The sequence below is a fragment of the Aquabacterium sp. TM01 genome, assembly GCF_057808345.1.
Map to the genome: position 1 here is coordinate 3047201 of NZ_AP046529.1, position 19006 is coordinate 3066206.

15 protein-coding genes are annotated in these 19006 nt (G+C 64.6%); 5 read left to right on the forward strand and 10 right to left on the reverse strand.

From position 1 onward, the window contains the following. Window positions 1-67: 67 nt before the first annotated feature. The 10 genes from AC3WW4_RS14095 to AC3WW4_RS14140 form a co-directional block, all read right to left on the reverse strand. A complete protein-coding gene (locus AC3WW4_RS14095) occupies window positions 68-847 on the reverse strand; it encodes a crotonase/enoyl-CoA hydratase family protein (protein ID WP_488829098.1) in 780 nt (259 codons plus the stop codon). Window positions 848-959: 112 nt separating this feature from the next. Beyond that, a complete protein-coding gene (locus tag AC3WW4_RS14100; RefSeq protein ID WP_488829099.1) occupies window positions 960-3062 on the reverse strand; it encodes a 3-hydroxyacyl-CoA dehydrogenase NAD-binding domain-containing protein in 2103 nt (700 codons plus the stop codon). 212 nt (window positions 3063-3274) lie between these two features. Beyond that, window positions 3275-3970, reverse strand: coding sequence for an ABC transporter ATP-binding protein (locus AC3WW4_RS14105; protein ID WP_488829100.1), 696 nt, complete (start codon window positions 3968-3970; stop codon window positions 3275-3277). A gap of 2 nt (window positions 3971-3972) precedes the next feature. Further along, window positions 3973-4773, reverse strand: a complete 801-nt coding sequence (locus AC3WW4_RS14110) for an ABC transporter ATP-binding protein (RefSeq protein ID WP_488829101.1) — start codon at window positions 4771-4773, stop codon at window positions 3973-3975. Window positions 4774-4783: 10 nt separating this feature from the next. Further along, window positions 4784-6076, reverse strand: a complete 1293-nt coding sequence (locus AC3WW4_RS14115; protein WP_488829102.1) for a branched-chain amino acid ABC transporter permease — start codon at window positions 6074-6076, stop codon at window positions 4784-4786. 7 nt (window positions 6077-6083) lie between these two features. After that, the gene (locus AC3WW4_RS14120) at window positions 6084-7106 is read right to left on the reverse strand and encodes a branched-chain amino acid ABC transporter permease (protein ID WP_488829103.1); all 1023 of its coding nucleotides are present in this window, start codon (window positions 7104-7106) and stop codon (window positions 6084-6086) included. Window positions 7107-7216: 110 nt separating this feature from the next. Continuing rightward, a complete protein-coding gene (locus tag AC3WW4_RS14125; RefSeq protein WP_488829104.1) occupies window positions 7217-8452 on the reverse strand; it encodes a branched-chain amino acid ABC transporter substrate-binding protein in 1236 nt (411 codons plus the stop codon). Between the two features lie 182 nt (window positions 8453-8634). Then, window positions 8635-10266, reverse strand: coding sequence for a 3-(methylthio)propionyl-CoA ligase (locus tag AC3WW4_RS14130; RefSeq protein ID WP_488829105.1), 1632 nt, complete (start codon window positions 10264-10266; stop codon window positions 8635-8637). A gap of 162 nt (window positions 10267-10428) precedes the next feature. Then, window positions 10429-11163, reverse strand: a complete 735-nt coding sequence (locus AC3WW4_RS14135) for a nitroreductase (RefSeq protein ID WP_488829106.1) — start codon at window positions 11161-11163, stop codon at window positions 10429-10431. Window positions 11164-11217: 54 nt separating this feature from the next. Further along, complete coding sequence (locus AC3WW4_RS14140; RefSeq protein ID WP_488829107.1) at window positions 11218-11667, reverse strand: acyl-CoA thioesterase; 450 nt, start codon at window positions 11665-11667, stop codon at window positions 11218-11220. Between the two features lie 124 nt (window positions 11668-11791). Between AC3WW4_RS14140 and AC3WW4_RS14145 the strand changes: the two genes are divergently transcribed. Genes AC3WW4_RS14145 through AC3WW4_RS14165 form a run of 5 tightly spaced genes read left to right on the forward strand, consistent with a single transcriptional unit; the run spans window position 11792 to window position 18985 of the window. Next, the gene (locus tag AC3WW4_RS14145) at window positions 11792-12463 is read left to right on the forward strand and encodes a TetR/AcrR family transcriptional regulator (RefSeq protein WP_488829108.1); all 672 of its coding nucleotides are present in this window, start codon (window positions 11792-11794) and stop codon (window positions 12461-12463) included. Continuing rightward, complete coding sequence (locus AC3WW4_RS14150) at window positions 12460-13647, forward strand: efflux RND transporter periplasmic adaptor subunit (RefSeq protein ID WP_488829109.1); 1188 nt, start codon at window positions 12460-12462, stop codon at window positions 13645-13647. Before AC3WW4_RS14145 ends, AC3WW4_RS14150 begins: the two co-directional genes overlap by 4 nt. Window positions 13648-13661: 14 nt before the next feature. Continuing rightward, on the forward strand, window positions 13662-16853 hold the full coding sequence (locus AC3WW4_RS14155) for an efflux RND transporter permease subunit (RefSeq protein ID WP_488829110.1): 3192 nt from the start codon (window positions 13662-13664) through the stop codon (window positions 16851-16853). A 54-nt stretch (window positions 16854-16907) separates the two neighbouring features. After that, window positions 16908-17561: a protein-L-isoaspartate O-methyltransferase family protein gene (locus AC3WW4_RS14160; RefSeq protein ID WP_488829111.1), complete on the forward strand. Its 654-nt coding sequence runs from the start codon at window positions 16908-16910 to the stop codon at window positions 17559-17561. A 38-nt stretch (window positions 17562-17599) separates the two neighbouring features. Further along, a complete protein-coding gene (locus AC3WW4_RS14165; protein WP_488829112.1) occupies window positions 17600-18985 on the forward strand; it encodes a TolC family outer membrane protein in 1386 nt (461 codons plus the stop codon). Window positions 18986-19006: the final 21 nt, after the last annotated feature.

A 19006-nucleotide genomic window follows, 5' to 3' on the forward strand; every position in this document is an offset into this window, starting at 1 on the left:
TCAGGTCAAGCAAACAGGGTTTGAGCGAAAACTCGCGGTGTCCAGGCAGAGGCTCAGCTGTTGCGCCTCAGCGCCCCTTGAACACGGCTTCACGACGTTGCACGAAGGACAGCACACCTTCGGCCGCGTCCTCGCTCTGCATCACGGGCAGCAGGTCCACAAACAGATGGCGGGCGGCTTCTGCCTCGCCTTCGTTCCAGGCCATGCGGGTAGACTTGAGCACGCCTTGCACGCCCAACGGCGCCGCCTTGGCGATCTGCGTGGCAATCTCGCGGGCCTTGTTGACCTGCTCACCGGGCGCCACCACTTCCTGAACCAGGCCGGTGCGCAGGGCTTCCTCGGCATACCAGAACTCACCCGTCAGCAGGTAGCGATGCGCCGCACCCCAGCCCATCTGGCGCGGCAGGCGCAAGGTGGCACCCCCACAGGGGAAGATGCCGCGCTTGACTTCCAGCATGGCAAAGCGCGTGTCCGAGGCCGCCACGCGGATCTCGGTGTTGAGCATGATCTCCACGCCCCAGGTGAAGCAGTTGCCCTGCACGGCCATCACCACCGGCTTGGTGTGACGCTGGGCCTGCAGGCCGAAAGGATCGATCTCGCCCTCGCCCACTTCAAAGCCCTTGCCGTTGCCAAAGATGGGCGCCCACTTGTCCAGCTCGACGCCGGAGGTGAAATGCGCGCCCTCGCCGTACAGCAGGCCCACGCGCAGCTCAGGGTTGCGGCTGAGCTCGCCATAGGCACGGGCCAGATCGCGGTACATCTCGGGCGAGAGCGCGTTGTGCTTCTCGGGCCGGTTGACCTTGATCTCCAGGATGTGGCCGTTCTGATGGGTTTCGATGTGGGACATGTCAGACACCTTTGCGCGGAGCGATCAAAAAGGGTCTGCGTGGCCCATGCCCTGCAGACCCTCACGGTGGTGGCTCATGCTTACTCAGTCAGAGCCATGAGGACGTGGGCGATCAGGCCTGACCGGTGAAGGTCTTGCCTTCGGCCACCAGACGGGCCAGCCGTGGCGCCGGCGTCCAGAAAGCCTGGTCGGCGCCGGGCAGCTCCTGGAAGCCCTTCATCAGCTCGACCACCTTGGGCAGACCCAGCAGGTCGGCGTACAGCATCGGGCCACCCCAGGCCAGCGGGAAGCCGTAGCCGGTCAGGTAGACCATGTCGATGTCAGACGCCTTGGAGGCAATGCCTTCTTCCAGAATCTGTGCACCCTCGTTGACCATGGCCAGCACCAGGCGGTTGACGATCTCTTCGTCACTGATGGCGCGCGGGGTGATGCCTTTGTCAGCACGCACCTTGTCGATGCAGGCTTGCACCTCGGCCGAGGGGATCGGGTCGCGCTTGCCGGCTTCGTAGTCGTACCAGCCCTTGCCCACCTTCTGACCGAAACGGCCCAGCTCGCAAATGGCGTCGCCCACGGGGCTGTAGACCACATCGGGCTGCTCGACGCGACGGCGCTTGCGGATGGCAAAGCCGATGTCGTTGCCGGCCAGGTCGCCCACGCGGAAGGGGCCCATGGCAAAGCCGAAGGCTTCGGCGGCCTTGTCCACCTGGGGCACCGTGGCGCCCTCTTCCACCAGCTGGAAGCTCTGGCGCACGTACTGCTCGAACATCCGGTTGCCAATGAAGCCGTCGCACACGCCCGACACCACCGCGACCTTCTTGATCTTCTTGGCCACCTGCATGACGGTCGCCATCACGTCCTTGGCGGTGTGCTTGCTGCGCACCACTTCCAGCAGGCGCATCACATTGGCCGGGCTGAAGAAGTGCAGGCCCACCACGTCCTGCGGACGCTTCGTGACTTCGGCGATCTTGTCCACGTCCAGCGTCGAGGTGTTGGAGGCCAGGATGGCACCGGGCTTCATCACGGCATCCAGCTTCGTGAACACCTGGGCCTTGACCTCCATGTTCTCGAACACGGCTTCGATCACCATGTCGGCCTGGGCGATGTCGTCGTAGCTCAGGGTGGTGGTGAGCAGGCTCATGCGCTGCTCGTACTTGTCCTGGGCCAGCTTGCCCTTGGCGACCTGGGCTTCGTAGTTCTTGCGGATCACACCCACGCCACGGTCGATGGCCTCTTGCTTCATCTCCAGCAGTTTCACCGGGATGCCAGCGTTGAGGAAGCACATGGTGATGCCGCCGCCCATGGTGCCGGCACCGATCACGGCGACGTTCTTTACCTCGCGGGTGGGGGTGTTGTCGGGCACATCTGGGATCTTGCTGGCGGCGCGCTCACCAAAGAAGGCATGCTGCATGGCCTTTGCCTGCGGGCTCACCATCAGGTTCAGGAAGATCTCGACCTCTTTCTGGATGCCGGTGTCGATGTCAGTCTGCGTGGCGATCTCGACGGCGTCGATGCAGCGCTGCGGCGAGATCAGGCCGCGGCGGGCCTTGGCCATGTCGGCGCGGGCCTGGTCGAACAGACCGGCGTCAGCGGCCACCGGCACAGGCAGGTCACGCACACGCGGCAGCGGGCGCACTGCGGCCACTTCCAGCGCAAAAGCCTGGGCCCCTGCGAGCAAATCACCTTCGATGAGCTTGGCAATCAACTGTTGACCGGGCACCTTGGCCAGCTTGTCGCTCGGCACCGAGGCACCGCTCGTCACCATCTGCAAGGCCATCTCGACCGGCAGGACGCGCGGCAGACGCTGCGTGCCACCACCACCGGGGATCAGGCCGATGTTCACCTCAGGCAGGGCCACCTGCACGCCCGGGGCCATCACACGGTAGTGGCAGCCCAGCGCCAGCTCCAGGCCACCGCCCATGACCACGCCGTGGATGGCGGCGACGACCGGCTTGGTGCAATCGTCCAGCGCCTGAATGACGGTGTGCAGGCCCGGATCGGCGAACGCCGCCGGGGTGCCGAATTCGCGAATGTCTGCGCCACCGCAGAACACCTTGCCACCGCCGATGATCACCACCGCCTGCACGTTGGCGTCAGCCTGGGCCTGCTTCACACCCTCAAAAATGCCGGCGCGGGTGCTGTGACCCAGGCCGTTGACGGGGGGGTTGTTCAGGGTGATGACGGCGACGCCGCCGTTGACTTGGTAGGTGGTGCTCATGGCGATCTCGGGACGTTGATAGACGGATGCAGGCCGCGCGTCACCACCTTCACGCGGCGACCACGCTCTGCCTGGCGACCAGACAACTCATTCTGACAAGAGTTCTTGTAAGAATATCCGAAGATTGTGGCAGAGCTTGTCCCCCGTGTCGCACAAACACAGGGAAACTCCCAGGCCACAAAGTCTGCAAATTCCGCCATGCGGACCAAAAATCAGACCTCCAGCCACTCCTTGCGGACGTACTGGTCGGCCCGCAACTCGTCGGGCGTACCGTGAAACACCACCTCGCCGTGGCCCATCACGTAGCAGCGCTGTGAGATGTCCAAAGCGATCGTGAGCTTCTGCTCCACCAGCAGCACGGCCAGGCCGCGCTTTTGCAGCTCCTTGAGGTACTCGCCCACCAGCTCCACGATCTTGGGCGCCAAGCCTTCGGTGGGCTCGTCGATCATGATCAGGTCAGGGTCGCCCATCAGCGTGCGGCACAGGGTCAGCATCTGCTGCTCCCCGCCCGACATCACGCCCGCCTCGGTGTGCTGGCGCTCTTTGAGGCGCGGGAACATCTGGTACATGTCGTCCAAGCTCCAGCGCCCGGGCTTCTTGCCGCCCTTCTGCCCCAGCAGCAGGTTCTGCTCCACGGTCAGCTTGGGGAACACATCGCGGCTCTCGGGCACATAGCCCAGGCCGTGGCGCGCAATGTCGTAGGTCTTGTGGCCCAGCAACTCCTGGTCGTTCCACTTGACCGAGCCTTGCGCGTCCACCAGCCCCATGATGGCCTTGATGGTGGTGGAACGCCCCGAGCCGTTGCGGCCGAGCAGGCTGACAATCTCGCCCGGGTTGACCTCCAGGTCCACGCCATGGAGGATGTGGCTCTTGCCGTAAAACGCGTGCAGGTTGTGAATGTTCAGCATGCTCAGACTCCTGCCTCGGCGGCCTGGTTCTGGGCCAGCACCGAGCCCAGATACGCCTCTTTGACCCGGTCGTTCGCCCGCACGTTCTCGGGCGTGTCGAAGGCGATCACCTCGCCATACACCAGCACCGCGATGCGGTCGGCCAGGCCGAACACCACACCCATGTCGTGCTCCACGGTCAGCAAGGTCTTGCCTTCCGTGACTTCACGGATCATGCGCACGAAGTTCGCCGTCTCCGACTTGCTCATGCCCGCCGTGGGCTCGTCCAGCAAGATCACGTTGCCACCGCCTGCAATGGTCACGCCCACTTCCAGCGCACGCTGCTCGGCGTAGGTCAGCGACGTGACATGCACATCGCGCTTGCGACGCAGGCGGATCATGTCCAGCACCTCCTCGGCGCGCTGGTTGACCGCGTCCAGCTTGGAGAGGAAACGCCAGAAGGCGTAACGCTCCCCCATCGACCACAGCACCGCGCAGCGGATGTTCTCGAACACGCTCAGGCGCGGAAACAGGTTGGACACCTGGAAGCTGCGGGCCAGACCGCGGCGGTTGATCTCGTAAGGCTTCATCCCGTGGATGGCTTCGCCATGCAAGAGGATCTCGCCGCTGGTGATGGGCAGACGCCCGCTGATCAGGTTGAACAAGGTGGACTTGCCCGCCCCGTTGGGGCCGATCAGGGCGACGCGCTCGCCGGCCTTGATGGCCAGCTCGGTCCCGCGAATGATTTCGGTCTTGCCGAACGACTTGCGCACGCTGCGCAACTCCAGCGCCAGACCTTGTGCAGATGCTTTGTGATCGCTCATGGTTGGCCTTTCAATGCAATTGCTGGCGGAGGTTCTCCGCTTCGATGTCTTCCTGGATCTGCCCCCACTGGTGCACGAACTGACGTCGCACCAGCTCGAACAGGCCCACGCCGGTGATCAGCAGGAACACCGCCCCCACCCAGGCATCGGTCCCCTGGGTGTTGATCGTCGCGCCCATGAAGCTCATCTCCGGCCCCAGGGCCTCGTTGAGCTTGATGTGATAAACCATCTCCACGATCACACCCACCGCTGTCAGCGCCACCAACAGGGCACCGCCCAGCGCCAGGTACGAGGTCCAGAGCCGGCGCAGCATCCCGTAGGCGGCCAGACGCAGGTTCATCATGATCAAGCCCGAGACGCCGCCCGGCGCGTACATCACCATCACCAGGAAGAAGATGCCCAGGTAGAGCAGCCAGGCCTTGGTCATCTCCGACAGCAGCACCGTGGCCAGCACCATCATCACAGCGCCGATGATCGGACCGAAGAAGAACAGCGCGCCACCCAGGAAGGTGAACAGCAGGTAAGCGCCGGAGCGGTGTGCGCCCACCACCTCGGCCGTCACGATCTCGAAGTTGATGGTGTACAAGCCGCCGGCAATGCCAGCGAAGAAACCCGCGATCATGAAGGCCAGAAAGCGCACACGCTGCGTGTCGTAGCCGATGAACTCGACCCGCTCGGGGTTGTCGCGGACGGCGTTGAGCATGCGGCCCAGCGGCGTGTGCGTGAAGGCAAACATCAGCACCGTGCACACGAAGGTGTAGACCGCGATCAGGTAGTACACCTCGGTCTCGGGTCCGAAGGTGATGCCCATGAAGGGCTCGCCCACCATGCGGTTGCTGGCGATGCCGCCCTCACCCCCGAAGAACTCCGGCAGCATCAGTGACATCGAGAACACCAGCTCGCCAATGCCCAGCGTGATCATGGCAAAGATGGTGCCTGACTTCTTGGTGGTCAACGCGCCCAGCAGGGCCGCCACCAGCAAACCGGCCAGCCCCCCCACCAAGGGCAGCAGGCTGACGGGCACGCTCCAGGCGCCATCGGCCACCTTGTTGAGCACGTGGATGGCGGCGAACGAGCCCAGGCCCGAATACACCGCATGACCAAAGCTCAGCATGCCGCCTTGCCCCAGCAGCATGTTGTAGGACAGGCAGGCAATGATGGCGATGCCCATTTGCGTGAGCATGGTCATCGACAGGCTGCTGGTGAACACCTTGGGCGCCACCAGCAAGACCAGGGCGAACAGGGTCCACAGCACGATGCGGCCCACATTGACGGGGCGGAATGTGTACATCTTGTCAGTCATGGTCGGTTTACTCCTCGCGGGTGCCCAGCAGGCCCTTGGGTCGGAAGATGAGGATCAGCACCAACAGGAGATAGGGCAGGATCGGCGCCATCTGCGACACCGAGATCTTCAGAATGGGATAGGCCCAGTTCTCCAGGGAGATCGGGCTGCCGAGCTTTTCCATCACCGACACCGCCGACACGTCAATCACCACGGCGAAGGTCTGGATCAGGCCGATGAGGATGGAGGCCAGAAAGGCACCAGCCAGCGATCCCATGCCGCCCACGACCACCACCACAAAGATGATGGCGCCCACGGAGGCCGCCATGTTCGGCTCGGTCACGAAGGCATTGCCGCCGATGACCCCGGCCAGCCCGGCCAGGGCGCAGCCGCCACCGAACACCCCCATCATCACGCGCGGCACGTTGTGACCCAGGGACTGCGTCATCTCGGGGTGCGTGAGCGCCGCCTGGATGATCAGACCGATGCGGGTGCGGGTCAGCAGCAACCACAGAGCCACCAGCATGGCCAGGGCCACCAGCGCCATGAAGCCACGGTACATCGGGAACTGGGTGCAGGAGTTGCCCACGGCCGTGCAGATCGCCGCGTCTCCAGCGCCCGCGAACCAGCTCAAACCCTGCCCCTGGATGTTGGCCAGCGTGAACAGCGACCCACTGAGCGCCTCCGGCACGCGGTAATCCACGTTGGCCGGCCCCCAGATCAGGCGCACGACTTCCAGCACCACGTACGACAGACCAAAGGTGACCAGCAGCTCAGGAACGTGTCCGTAAGGGTGCACCTTGCGCACACAGTAGCGCTCGAATGCCGCGCCCAGCGCGCCCACCAAGAGCGGGGCCACGATCAAGGCTGGAAAGAAGCCAATGCTGCCCGTGAGCGCATAGGCGAAATAGGCGCCCACCATGTAGAAGCTGGTGTGCGCAAAGTTCAGCACGCCCATCATGCTGAAAATGAGCGTCAGGCCAGAACTGAGCATGAACAGCAGCAGCCCGTAGCTGAGCCCGTTGAGGGCGAAGACAAAAAACGTTTCCATGACAGGCCCGCAGGTGTCGTCTCGCCGGCCGGCGCCGGCAGCACGATCAGGTCAAAAAAAGGGCATGCAGTACGCCCCAGCGCCACCGCATGCCCTCTGGCGTCCTCACATCAAGAAGGGCGCTTCATCTGGCAGGACGTGGGCGTGCTGGCCACGTAGGCGTCAAACTGCTTGACCGGCACAAAAGTCATGCCCGTGCCTTCGACGTTGTACGGGTTCTTCGCATCCACTTGCGCCCACTTGGCCAGGTACAGGGTCTGCTGCAATTGGTGGTCGGTCTTGCGCATCTCGACGTCGCCGTTGAAGGTCTTGAACTTCAAGCCTTCCATCGCATACGCCACCTTGACTGGGTCGGTCGACTTGGCATTGGCCATGGCGATCGACAACATCTGCAGACCCGAGTAGGTCGCCGCCGAGTAGTAGTCGTCGTTGAAACGCTTCTTGAACTCGGCCACGAGCTGACCGTTCAGTCCACCCAGGTTGTAATGGCCGTAGCCGATCTGGTAGACGCGGCCGTCAGCCACCTTGCCCAGCGCGGTGGGCGTGCCGCCAAAGTTGGCGTAGTAGGTGTAGAACTTGGCGGTCAGGCCGGCGTCGTTGGCGGCTTTCACCAGCAGCGCGAGGTCTGAGCCCCAGTTGCCGGTGATCACGGTGTCGGCACCCGAAGCCTTGATCTTGGCCACATACGGGGCAAAGTCACGCACCTGCGCCAAAGGGTGCAGGTCGTCGCCCACGATCTGGATGTCCGGGCGCTTGCGCTTGAGGTTCTCCTTGGCGTACTTGGCCACCTGGTGGCCGTGCGCGTAGTTCTGGTTGATCAGGTAGACCTTCTGCACATCCTTCTGGTCCTTGATGAAGGTGGTCATGGCCTCCATCTTCATGGAGGTGTCCGCGTCCAGACGGAAGTGCCAGAAGCTGCACTTGCTGTTGGTCAGGTCGGGGTCCACCGCGGCGTAGTTCAGGAAGACGATTTCCTTGCCGGGGTTGCGCTGGTTGTGCTTGTTGATGCCGTCGATCAGCGCCGTGGCGGCACCCGAACCCAGGCCTTGCACCACATAACGCACGCCCTGGTCCGCAGCCGACTTCAGCGCGTTCAGCGTCTCGGCGGGACTGAGCTTGTTGTCGATGCTGATGATCTCGAACTTCACGCCCGCCGGGTTGCTGGCGTTGAGCTTCTCGGCAACAAATTGATAGCTCTTGAGCTGGTTCTGACCCACGCTGGCCATCAGGCCCGACAGCGGGTCAATCCAGGCGACTTTCACGGTTTCACCCTTCTGGGCGAACACTGCACCGGCGCTCAAAGAGGCCGCCACCAACACGCTCATTGCTCGTACAGGGAATCGCATCGCTTGCTCCTTATGGGGGGTCAGAAATCGTTACCTGCTCAATCTATCCCCCATGTTCACGGGGGTCAGTCAGAGCTTTCCCGTACGGCGTGAACTGTCATTCCACCTTGCAGACCCACAAGAAGAAAGGACACCCGAAGGTGTCCTTGTTTACCCTTGAAGAGGGAATGTCACACGACGGATCAGGCCGTCGGCAGCTTGTGATCGCGGAACTGTTCGCGCAGCTTGAGCTTGTACAGCTTGCCCGTGGCCGTGTGCGGCAACTCGTCCACGAACACGATGTCGTCCGGCGTCTGCCAGTTCGGGATCTTGCCCTTGAAGAAGGCCAGCAGCTCCTCTTTGCTCACTTCGGCATCGGGCTTCTTGACCACCACCATCAACGGGCGTTCGTCCCACTTGGGGTGATGCGCCGCAATGGCCGCGGCCTCGTGCACGGCCGGGTGGGCCATCAGCACGTTTTCCAGCTCAATCGAGCTGATCCACTCGCCACCCGACTTGATCACGTCCTTGGAGCGGTCGGTGATCTGCATATAGCCGTCCGGGTCGATGGTGGCCACGTCGCCCGTGGGGAACCAGCCATCGTGCAGCGGCGACTTGTCAACGTTGAAGTAGCTCTCGATCACCCAGTGGCCGCGCACCTCCAGATCGCCCGTGGCCACACCGTTCCAAGGCTGCACATTGCCCTCGGCATCCACGATGCGCATGTCCACCCCAAACACCGACTTGCCCTGCTTTTCCAAGATCTTCTGCTTGGCTTCGGGCGGCAGATTGGCGTGCTTGGACTTGAGGCGACCCAGTGTGCCCACCGGCGACAGCTCGGTCATGCCCCAGGCGTGTACCACCTCGACGTTGTAGTCGTTCTCGAAGGTGCGGATCATCGACGGCGGGCAGGCCGCGCCACCGATTACCGTGGTCTTGAAGGTGCTGAACTTGAGGTTGTTGGCCTTGACGTAGTTCAGCAGGCCCATCCAGATGGTGGGCACACCGGCGCTCATGGTCACACCTTCGCTCTCGAACAGCTTGTAGAGCGACTCACCATCGAGGTGATGGCCGGGCAGCACGAACTTGCAGCCCACCAGCGCGGCGGCATACGGCGTGCCCCAGGCGTTGACGTGGAACATCGGCACCACGGGCAAGACCACATCGGTGCCCTTGAGGCACATGGCGTCGGGCAGTGCCACAGCAAAGGCGTGCAGCACCGATGAGCGGTGCGAGTAAATCGCGCCCTTGGGGTTGCCCGTCGTGCCCGAGGTGTAGCAGATGCTGGCCGCGGCGTTCTCGTCGAACGAGGGCCAAGTGTAGTGGCCGTCTTCGGCATCGATCAGGTCTTCGTAGCACAGCAGGCTGGGCAGCGAATGTTCGCGCGGCATGTTGTCGCGGTCGCACATCAGCACCACGTGCTTGACCGAAGGCAGCGAGGGCACCAGCTTTTCCACCAGCGGCAGGATGTTCAGGTCCACGAAGATGACCTTGTCCTGCGCGTCGTTGATGATCCAGGCGACCTGCTGTGGGAACAGGCGCGGGTTGATGGTGTGGCATACCAGCTCCGAGCCCGAGACGCCGTAGTAGATCTCCAGGTGACGGTAGCCGTTCCAGGCCAGGGTGCCGATGCGGTCACCCGCCTCGCAGCCCAGACGGGCCAGCGCCTGGGCCAGCTTGCGCGAACGCAGCTCCACCTCGGCCCAGTTGGTGCGATGGATGTCGCCCTCGACACGCTTGGACACCACTTCGATATCCCCGTTGTGACGCGCTGCATGGGTCAGCAGCGACGAAATCAACAAGGGCATTTGCATCATTTGGCCCATCAGGCTCATAGGTCGACCTCCGGAAAGACACGCAGATTGGTGGTTGACGGCGGCGCGCCATTTTGACAATGCCGTCTTCCACATTCACAAAATCATAGACGCCTTTGTCCGACACTCCGAGCCCTCAGACCCCCGTGAAGACCCTTGAAAGATGGACGAATCTGCGTCAAATCAAGGCCAGAAAGTGGCGAAATCGGACACCGTTTCACGCTCGGTCAACAAGGTGTTCTCGATCGCCTCCGGGTCGGCGTGGCCCAGCGCCATGCCCACCACCACCATCTCGCGCTCGGCATCCAGCCCCAGGTGCTCGGAAATCAGCGTGTGATAGCCGTTGAAGGCCGCCTGCGGGCAGGTGTCGAGCCCACGTGCGCGTGCCGCCACCATGATGTTTTCCAGGAACATGCCGTAGTCCAGCAGGCTGCCCTTGCCCATGATCCGGTCGATGGTGAAGATCATGCCCACGGGCGCATCGAAGAAGCGGAAGTTGCGGCCGTTCTGTTCGTGCATGCGCGCCTTGTCACCCTTGGTGATGCCCAGCAGGCTGTACAGGTCCCAGCCCACCTTGCGGCGCCGGTCGATGAAGGGCGAGACCCACTCCTTGGGGTAGTAGTCGTACTCCTCCTGGTGCAGTCCCACCTGGGCCGGGTCGTTGTGCGCGGCCATGATGCGGTCCACCAAGGCCTTGAGGCTGGTGCCCGTCAGCACATGCACACGCCAGGGCTGGGTGTTGGTGCCCGAGGGCGCCCGTGCGGACACGCGCAAGATGTCCTCGATGACCGCGCGGGGCACCTCGGTGGGCAGAAAGCGGCGGATCGAGCGGCGCGATGTGATGGCGAGGTCCACCGCAGCGGTGCTCTCGGGGGTGATGACATCGGGCGCGCGGGGCACCGAGGCGGGATGGCTCATGACAGGTCCTGACAACAAAAAAGGGAACAGACAATCAAACGGATGCGACCCGACTCATGCGGCGGCGGGCACCTGCAGGGCCTTCAAAGCCTGCACAAAGGCATCTGGCAACTCGGTGGGACGGCGCGTGACCCGGTCCACATACACATGCACGAAGTGGCCGCTGGCGGCCGACTGCGCCTCACCTTCCTCGAACAGGCCGATCTCGTAGCGCACGCTGCTCTTGCCGATGTGGGCCACCCGGATGCCGGCCTCGACATTGCGCGGGAAGGCCAGCGGTGAGAAGTAATTGCAGTGCGTCTCGATCACCAGGCCGATGACCTCGCCCGCATGGATGTCCAGCACCCCGGCCTCGATCAGATAGCGGTTCACCGCCGTGTCGAAGTAGCTGTAGTAGGTCACGTTGTTGACGTGGCCGTAGATGTCGTTGTCCATCCAGCGCGTGGTGATGGGACTGAAATGGGCGTAGGCCGCCCGGCTCTGAGGTTGGGGTCTGCTGCTCATGGGAACCATTATTCATGATTCATTCCCTCGTCTGCGTCGCACACGCTCCACGGCCCGATTGACCGCGCGCAGAAGCGCCCGCTACATTAATGACCCACCGGTCAGTTACTGAAGGTCCATCCGTTTGAGCGAGCCCGATCCGTCCTCTTTGACCAAACCTCGCCAACGGCGCAAGGCCGCCCGCCCCCAGGAGTTGCTGGAAGCCGGGCTGCGTCTGTTCTTGCGCAAGGGCCTGGCGGCCACCCGCATCGAAGACGTGGCGCACGAAGCCGGCGTCTCCAAAGGCACGCTCTACCTCTACTACCCCAGCAAAGATGAGCTCTTCAAGGCCGTGGTGCGCCACTACCTGACCGAGGTCATCGTGGAAGCCGGCAACCTCGCCGATGTGCACGACGGCCCCAGCGCCGAGCTGCTGCACCAGCTGGCGAGCACCTGGTGGCTGCGGGTCGGCTCGTCCGACGCGTCGGGCCTGGTCGTCTTGCTCATGAACGAGGCCGCGGCCTTCCCTGACCTGGCGCAGTTCTACATGGACGAGGTGCTCGCTCCCACCCATGCGCTGCTGCGCCGCGTGCTGGAGCGCGGCATGGCCCGCGGTGAGTTCCGTTCCCTTGACATCACCTCGGTCGTGTTCGGCATGATCGCCCCGGTGCAGTTCCTGATCCTTCACAAGCGCTGCACCTCGGTGTGCGCCGCCAACCCCCTGCCCATGGACCCCGCACGCTTCCTGGGCACCCAGATCGACATCCTGCTGCACGGACTCGCCATTGCACAGCCCCCCTTCGAGAAGGCCTCATGACAACACCCTCCCCGTGGAAAAAATGGCTGCTGCTGTGCATCGCCCTGCTGGTGCTGGGCGGCAGCATTGCCCGCGCCATCGTGGCCCGCAAGGCCCAGCAAGCCGAACTGGCCCAAAGCACCGAAAGTGCGCAAGCCCGCGCCATCAACCTGGCGCCGCACGACTTGCACACCATCCAGGCACGCACCCTGAACTGGTCCATTCCGATTTCGGGCAGTCTGGTCGCGCAACGCTCGGCCGTCGTCAAGGCCAAGGTGGCCGCCGAGCTGCAGGCCCTGCATGTGCGCGAAGGCGACACGGTCCGCCTGGGCCAGTCGCTGGGACAACTCGACACCCAGGAAGTCGGCCTGCGCCGCCAGCAGGCCCAGCAGCAAGCCGCCTCGGCCAAGGCCATCTGGACCAATGCCGAGCAGACCCTGCGCAACAACCAGGCCCTGGTGCAACAGGGCTTCATTTCGCGCCAGGCCCTCGACACCTCGCTGTCCAACGCGGCCTCCACCCGCGCCACCTATGAAGCCGCGCAGGCTGCCGCCCGCCTTGCCGACAAGGCATGGCAGGACACCCGCATCCTCGCGCCCCTGGCCGGGCAGATCGCACAACGTTTCGTGCAGCCCGGCGAACGCCTGAATGTCGACGCCCGCATCGTCGAGATCGTCGACCTCGACAGCTTGGAATGGCAGGTGCCCCTGAGCCCCCAGGACGTGACCCAGGTGCGCGTGGGCGCCACCGCCAGCCTGAACATCGAAGGCCTGTCCGAACCCCTGAGCGCCCGCATCGTGCGCATCAACCCCAGCGCCACCGCCGACACCCGCTCCGTGATGGTCTACCTGAGCCTGCCTCGCCACCCCGCCCTGCGCCAGGGCCTGTTCGGCCAAGGGCAGATCACCGTGGACACCCGTGAAGGCCTGGCCATCCCGGCCAGCGCTGTCTTCCGCGACAGCGGCCGCGACGAGGTGCTGCGCATCGACGGCGACCGCATCGTGCGCGTGCCCGTGCAACTGGGCCTGCGTGCCTCACGCGGGGGCGACGCCGCCCAGCCCTTCGTCGAGATCACCGCAGGGCTCAAAGCCGGCGACCGCATCCTGCCCGATGCCAGCGGCACCGTACGCGAAGGTGCCCGGGTGACGCTGCGCGCCGCAACGGCAGCATCGGCACCGGCCGCTGCTTCAGCTGCCTCACGCTGAAACGGGCCCGCACCATGTGGTTCACGCGCCTGTCCATTGGCAACCCTGTCCTGGCCACCATGATGATGATGGCCCTGGTCGTCCTCGGCCTGTTCTCCTACCAGCGTCTCAAGGTCGACCAGTTCCCCGATATCGAACTGCCCACCCTGGTCGTGCAGATGGCCTACCCCGGCGCCTCGCCCGAGATCATCGAAACCGAGGTCACCCGCAAGGTCGAAGAGGCCGTCAACACCGTGGCCGGCATCAGCCAGCTCTACTCGCGCTCTTACGAAGGCAACTCGGTCGTCATCATCCAGTTCAACATGAGCGTGGACGGGCGTCGCGCCGCCGAAGACGTGCGCGAGAAGCTCTCCGCCCTCCGCCCTTTGCTGCGTGACGAGGTCGAAGACGCCCGCGTGCTGCGCTTCGACCCGGCCAACCGCCCCATCTTCTCGCTGGCCCTCACCTCGCCCGACGGCAGCCAGAGCACCCAGGCCCTGACCACCTACGCCGACCAGCTCCTGCGCAAACGCCTGGAAAACGTCGAAGGCGTGGGCAGCGTCAACCTCGTGGGCGGCCTCAAGCGCCAGATCAACGTCTACCTGCGCCCCGATGCCCTCGACGCGCTGGGCCTGCGCGCCGAGCAGATCGCCGCCACCGTGCGCACCGAAAACCAGGACCAGCCTGCCGGCAGCGTGCGCACCCGCGACCGCGAGCGCGTCGTGCAGATCGACGCCCGCTTGCGCACCGTCGAGGACTTCCGCCGCCTGGTGGTCGCCACCCGCAACGACCAACCCATCCGCCTCAGCCAGGTCGCAGACGTGGTCGACGGCCCGCAGGAGTTGGAGACCCTGGCCTTGCTCAACGGCCAGCGCACCCTCGCCCTCGAAGTGCTCAAGTCCCAAGGTGACAACACCCTGGACGTCGTCAAAGGCCTGCGCGCCGCCATCACCGAGATCACCCCCAGCCTGCCCCCGGGCATGAAGCTGGACGTCGTGCGCGACAGCAGCCGCCCCATCAGCGTCAGCGTGCAGACCGTGCGCGCCACCCTCATCGAAGGCGCCGTGCTCACGGTGGTCATCGTCTTCCTGTTCCTGAACTCCTGGCGCTCCACCGTCATCACCGGCCTCACCCTGCCGATCTCCATCATCGGCACCTTCCTGTTCATGCAAGCCTTCGGCTTCTCGATCAACATGGTCACGCTGATGGCGCTGAGCCTGTGCGTGGGCCTGCTCATCGACGACGCCATCGTCGTGCGCGAAAACATCGTGCGCCACCTGCAGATGGGCAAGTCCGCCCTGCAAGCCTCCATCGACGGCACACAGGAGATCGGCCTGGCCGTGCTGGCCACCACCCTGTCCATCGTCGCCGTGTTCCTGCCGATTGGCTTCATGGGCGGCGTCATCGGCAAGTTCTTCCACGAGTTCGGCATCACCATCGTGGCGGCCGTGCTCATCTCCATGTTTGTGAGCTTCACGCTCGACCCCATGCTGTCGAGCGTCTGGCACGACCCGGCGGTCTCCCGACACGGCGCCGCCCAGACCGCACCACGCAGCTGGTACGACCGCACGTTCGGCCGCCTCACCGGCGCCGTCGACCGTTGGTCCGAGTCGCTCAGCCACGGCTACCAGCACCTGCTGGGTCGCGCCCTCGACCACCCCTGGTGGACCCTGCTTGTGGCCGGCGCCACCCTGCTCGGCAGCCTCGCCCTGATGCCTCTGGTCGGCACCGAATTCGTGCCCAAGGCCGACTTCTCGGAAACCTTCGTCAACTTCCACACGCCCTCGGGCACCTCGATCGAAGCCACCGAAGCACGCACCCGCGAGGTCGAACACCTCATCCGGCAGATGCCCGAGGTGGCCTACACCCTGTCCACCATCAACACCGGCCAGGCCCTGGGCCGCAACCAAGTCTCGGTCTACGTGCGTCTGACCGACCGCCACACCCGCCATCGCAACGTCGACCAGCTCTCAGCCCCGCTGCGCGAGGCCTTGTCCGCCCTGCCCGGCGTCACCGTCACCCACGTCGGCCTGCTCGACTCGGTGGCCGGCCTCAAACCCATCATGCTGTCCATTCAGGGCAGCAACCTCAAAGAGCTCGAACGCCTCAACCAAGAGGTGCTGGCCCGCCTGCGCCCCATCCCCGGCCTGGTCGACCTGGACACCAGCCTCAAGCCCGACAAGCCCACGCTCGACATCCGCGTGCGCCGCGACGCTGCCGCCGACCTCGGCCTGAACGTCAACGCCGTCAGTCAGGCCCTGAGCGTGCTGGTCGAAGGCAAGGTGGTGGGCAGCTGGCGCGCCGAAGACGAGCAGAACTACGATATCCGCGTCTCCCTGCACCCCGACGCCCGACGCACCGCCGACGACCTGCGCAACCTCACCTTGGTCGTGGGAGCCGATGCCCAGGGCCGTCCCCGTCAAGTGCGCCTGAGCCAGGTCGCCGACGTGATCGAAAGCGTCGGCCCCTCGCAGATCAACCGCCGCGACCTCAACCGCGAAATCGAGATCACCGCCAACTTCACGGGCCGCTCCATGGGCGAGGTCTCGGCCGACATCCGCAAGGTGCTCGACCAGATGCCCTGGCCCAGTGGCTACCACTACCGCTTTGGCGGCTCCACCAAAGACATGCAGGAGTCCTTCGCCTACGCCCTCTCGGCCCTCGGCCTGGCCATCGTCTTCATCTACATGATCCTGGCCTCTCAGTTCCGCAGCTTCCTGCAGCCCATCGCCCTGATGAGCTCCCTGCCCCTGACCCTCATCGGTGTGGTTGTCACGCTGCTGGTGTTCGGCTCCACCGTTAACATGTTCTCCATCATCGGCATCATCATGCTGATGGGCCTGGTCACCAAGAACGCCATCTTGCTGGTGGACTTCGCCAACCGGGCCCGTGCGGGCGACGCGGGCGAAGGCCATGACAGCGCGCCCCTGCCCCGCCGCGAAGCCCTGTTGCTGGCCGCCCGCGTGCGCTTGCGCCCCATCCTCATGACCACGCTGGCCATGGTCTTCGGCATGGTGCCGCTGGCCTTCTCACTCACCGAAGGGTCCGAGCAGCGCGCCCCCATGGGCCAGGCCGTCATCGGCGGCGTGCTGGCCTCCTCACTGCTGACGCTGGTCGTGGTGCCCGTGGTCTACACCTTCCTCGACGACCTGTCCACGTGGCTCAAAAGCCGAATGCATCCGACGAACTTGCAGCAGATTCCCCCCAAGTCAGGCGGCTCTTCTTAAAATGCCCGTTTTACCCGGATTCATTTCCTTACCGTCTCCCGTAGGATGCCCAGCATGAACGTCGAACAAGCCCGCTTCAACATGATCGAGCAACAGATCCGCCCCTGGGATGTCCTGGACCCCGCGGTGCTGGACCTGCTGTCGTCCGTTCACCGTGAAGATTTCGTGCCCGAAGCCCACCGCGCCCAGGCCCTGATGGACCTGGAAATCCCGCTGGACAACGGCCGCGCCCTGCTGGCCCCGCGCGTCGAAGCCCGCCTGGTGCAAGACCTCAGCCTGGCCAAAGAGGAAACCGCCCTGCTGATCGGCGCAGCCACCGGCTACATGGCCGCCCTGATGTCCCACCTGGCCCAGCGCGTGGTCGCCATCGACGCCGACGCCGCACTCGTCTCAGCCGCCCGTGCCAACCTGAAAAAGGCCGGCATCGGCAATGTCGACGTGGCCCAGGCCGACGGCACCCAAGGCTACCCTGGCAACGCCCCTTACGACGCCATCTTGCTGGCCGGCTCGGTGGCCGAAGTGCCCCAGGCGCTGCTCGACCAGCTCAAGCCCGGTGGCCGTCTGGTCGCCGTGGTGGGTCAGCAGCCCATGATGTACGCCACCCGCTACACCCGTGAAGGCCAGACCCAGTTCAGCAGCCAGCAGCTGTTTGACACCGTGCTGCCGCGCCTGACCGGCTTCACCGAACCCAGCCAATTCAAGTTCTGAGCCCTGCTCGGCTCTGCATCCAACTGAGGAAACCCCCGATGTTCCAGCACGTTTCGCCTTCGCACCCGACCTCCTCTGCCACCCCCAACGCGTGGCGGCCGCTGGCCCGGGCGTGTGCCCTGGCGGTGCTGGGCATGGCAGGCTCCCTCAGTGCGCAGGCCGAGAACCTGGTCGAGCTGTACCAGGCCGCACGAGGCTACGACGCGGCCTACCTGGCTGCCAAGTCGCAGTTCGATGCGGCCCAGTTCAAGGCCGACCAAGCCCGTTCGCTGCAACGTCCGTCGGTCAACCTGCAGGCCACGGTCAAGCGCAACCGACTGGAGTCGTCCGTTGAAGGACCCGTCAGCTATGACGGCAACAGCACCAACAGCCAACTGGCCTTGGGCGCACGCCAGCCCCTCTTCAACCTCAGCAACTCGGCCAAGGTCTCCCAGGCTGAAGAGTCACTGAACGCCGCCCAGGCCGACCTCAAAATGGCCGAAGATGAACTGGTGGCCCGCCTGTCGCAAGGCTACTTCGACGTGCTCTCCGCGCAGGACGTCCTCGCCACCGCCCAGGCCAACAAGAAAGCCCTGGCCGAACAACTGGCCTCGGCCAAGCGCAGCTTCGAAGTCGGCAACTCCACCATCACCGACACGCGTGAAGCCCAAGCCCGCTTTGACCTGGCCTCGGCCCAGGAGATCGCCGCCACCAACGACCTGCGCGTCAAGCGCATCGCCCTCGACCAACTGGTGGGCCGCGCCGACGTCAAGCCCAACCCCCTGCGCACGCCGGTCAACCTGGAATCCCTGGACCCCGGACAGATCGACCCCTGGGTGCAAAACACCGGCACCGCGCCCATGGTGCGCAAGGCCGAAGTCGGCCTGAAGGTGGCCAAGCTGGAGGTGGACAACGCCCGTGCCGGGCACATGCCCACGCTGGATGCGGTGGCCCAGCTTGCCCGCACCCACAACAGCTCGAACAATGACCTGGTCAGAGCGCAGAGCGGTGCAGGCACCGCAGGCTCCATCGGCCTCGAATTCAACATGCCCCTGTATGCCGGCAACGCCATCCAGAACCGCGTGCGCGAAACCCTGAGCCTGCAGGACAAAGCCGAACGCGACCTCGACAACGCCCGCCGCAGCGTCGAGCTCGGCACGCGTCAGGCCTACTCGGGTGTCCAGTCTGGTCTGGCCCAGGTCAAGGCCTACGAGGCGGCCGAGTCCTCGGCCAAGCTGGCCCTGGAAGCCACCCAACTGGGCTACCGCGTCGGTGTGCGCATCAACAAAGATGTGCTGGACGCCCAGACCCAGCTGACCAACACGCAAAAGGACCTCTACAAGGCCCGCTACGACGTGATCGTCGGCGCCATCAAGCTGCGCCAGGCTGCCGGCACCCTCACCGCCGACGACCTGCTTGAACTCAACAAGCTGGTCGCTCCCTGAGCTGCCGGCCTGTCGGACCTG

Coding starts and splice junctions, on each gene's coding strand:
- AC3WW4_RS14160 (WP_488829111.1), top strand. CDS start 16,908: ATGAACGTCGAACAAGCCCGCTTCAACATGATCGAGCAACAGATCCGC.
- AC3WW4_RS14130 (WP_488829105.1), bottom strand. CDS start 10,266: ATGAGCCTGATGGGCCAAATGATGCAAATGCCCTTGTTGATTTCGTCG.
- AC3WW4_RS14135 (WP_488829106.1), bottom strand. CDS start 11,163: ATGAGCCATCCCGCCTCGGTGCCCCGCGCGCCCGATGTCATCACCCCC.
- AC3WW4_RS14100 (WP_488829099.1), bottom strand. CDS start 3,062: ATGAGCACCACCTACCAAGTCAACGGCGGCGTCGCCGTCATCACCCTG.
- AC3WW4_RS14115 (WP_488829102.1), bottom strand. CDS start 6,076: ATGACTGACAAGATGTACACATTCCGCCCCGTCAATGTGGGCCGCATC.
- AC3WW4_RS14125 (WP_488829104.1), bottom strand. CDS start 8,452: ATGCGATTCCCTGTACGAGCAATGAGCGTGTTGGTGGCGGCCTCTTTG.
- AC3WW4_RS14150 (WP_488829109.1), top strand. CDS start 12,460: ATGACAACACCCTCCCCGTGGAAAAAATGGCTGCTGCTGTGCATCGCC.
- AC3WW4_RS14165 (WP_488829112.1), top strand. CDS start 17,600: ATGTTCCAGCACGTTTCGCCTTCGCACCCGACCTCCTCTGCCACCCCC.
- AC3WW4_RS14120 (WP_488829103.1), bottom strand. CDS start 7,106: ATGGAAACGTTTTTTGTCTTCGCCCTCAACGGGCTCAGCTACGGGCTG.
- AC3WW4_RS14095 (WP_488829098.1), bottom strand. CDS start 847: ATGTCCCACATCGAAACCCATCAGAACGGCCACATCCTGGAGATCAAG.
- AC3WW4_RS14155 (WP_488829110.1), top strand. CDS start 13,662: ATGTGGTTCACGCGCCTGTCCATTGGCAACCCTGTCCTGGCCACCATG.
- AC3WW4_RS14105 (WP_488829100.1), bottom strand. CDS start 3,970: ATGCTGAACATTCACAACCTGCACGCGTTTTACGGCAAGAGCCACATC.
- AC3WW4_RS14110 (WP_488829101.1), bottom strand. CDS start 4,773: ATGAGCGATCACAAAGCATCTGCACAAGGTCTGGCGCTGGAGTTGCGC.
- AC3WW4_RS14140 (WP_488829107.1), bottom strand. CDS start 11,667: ATGAGCAGCAGACCCCAACCTCAGAGCCGGGCGGCCTACGCCCATTTC.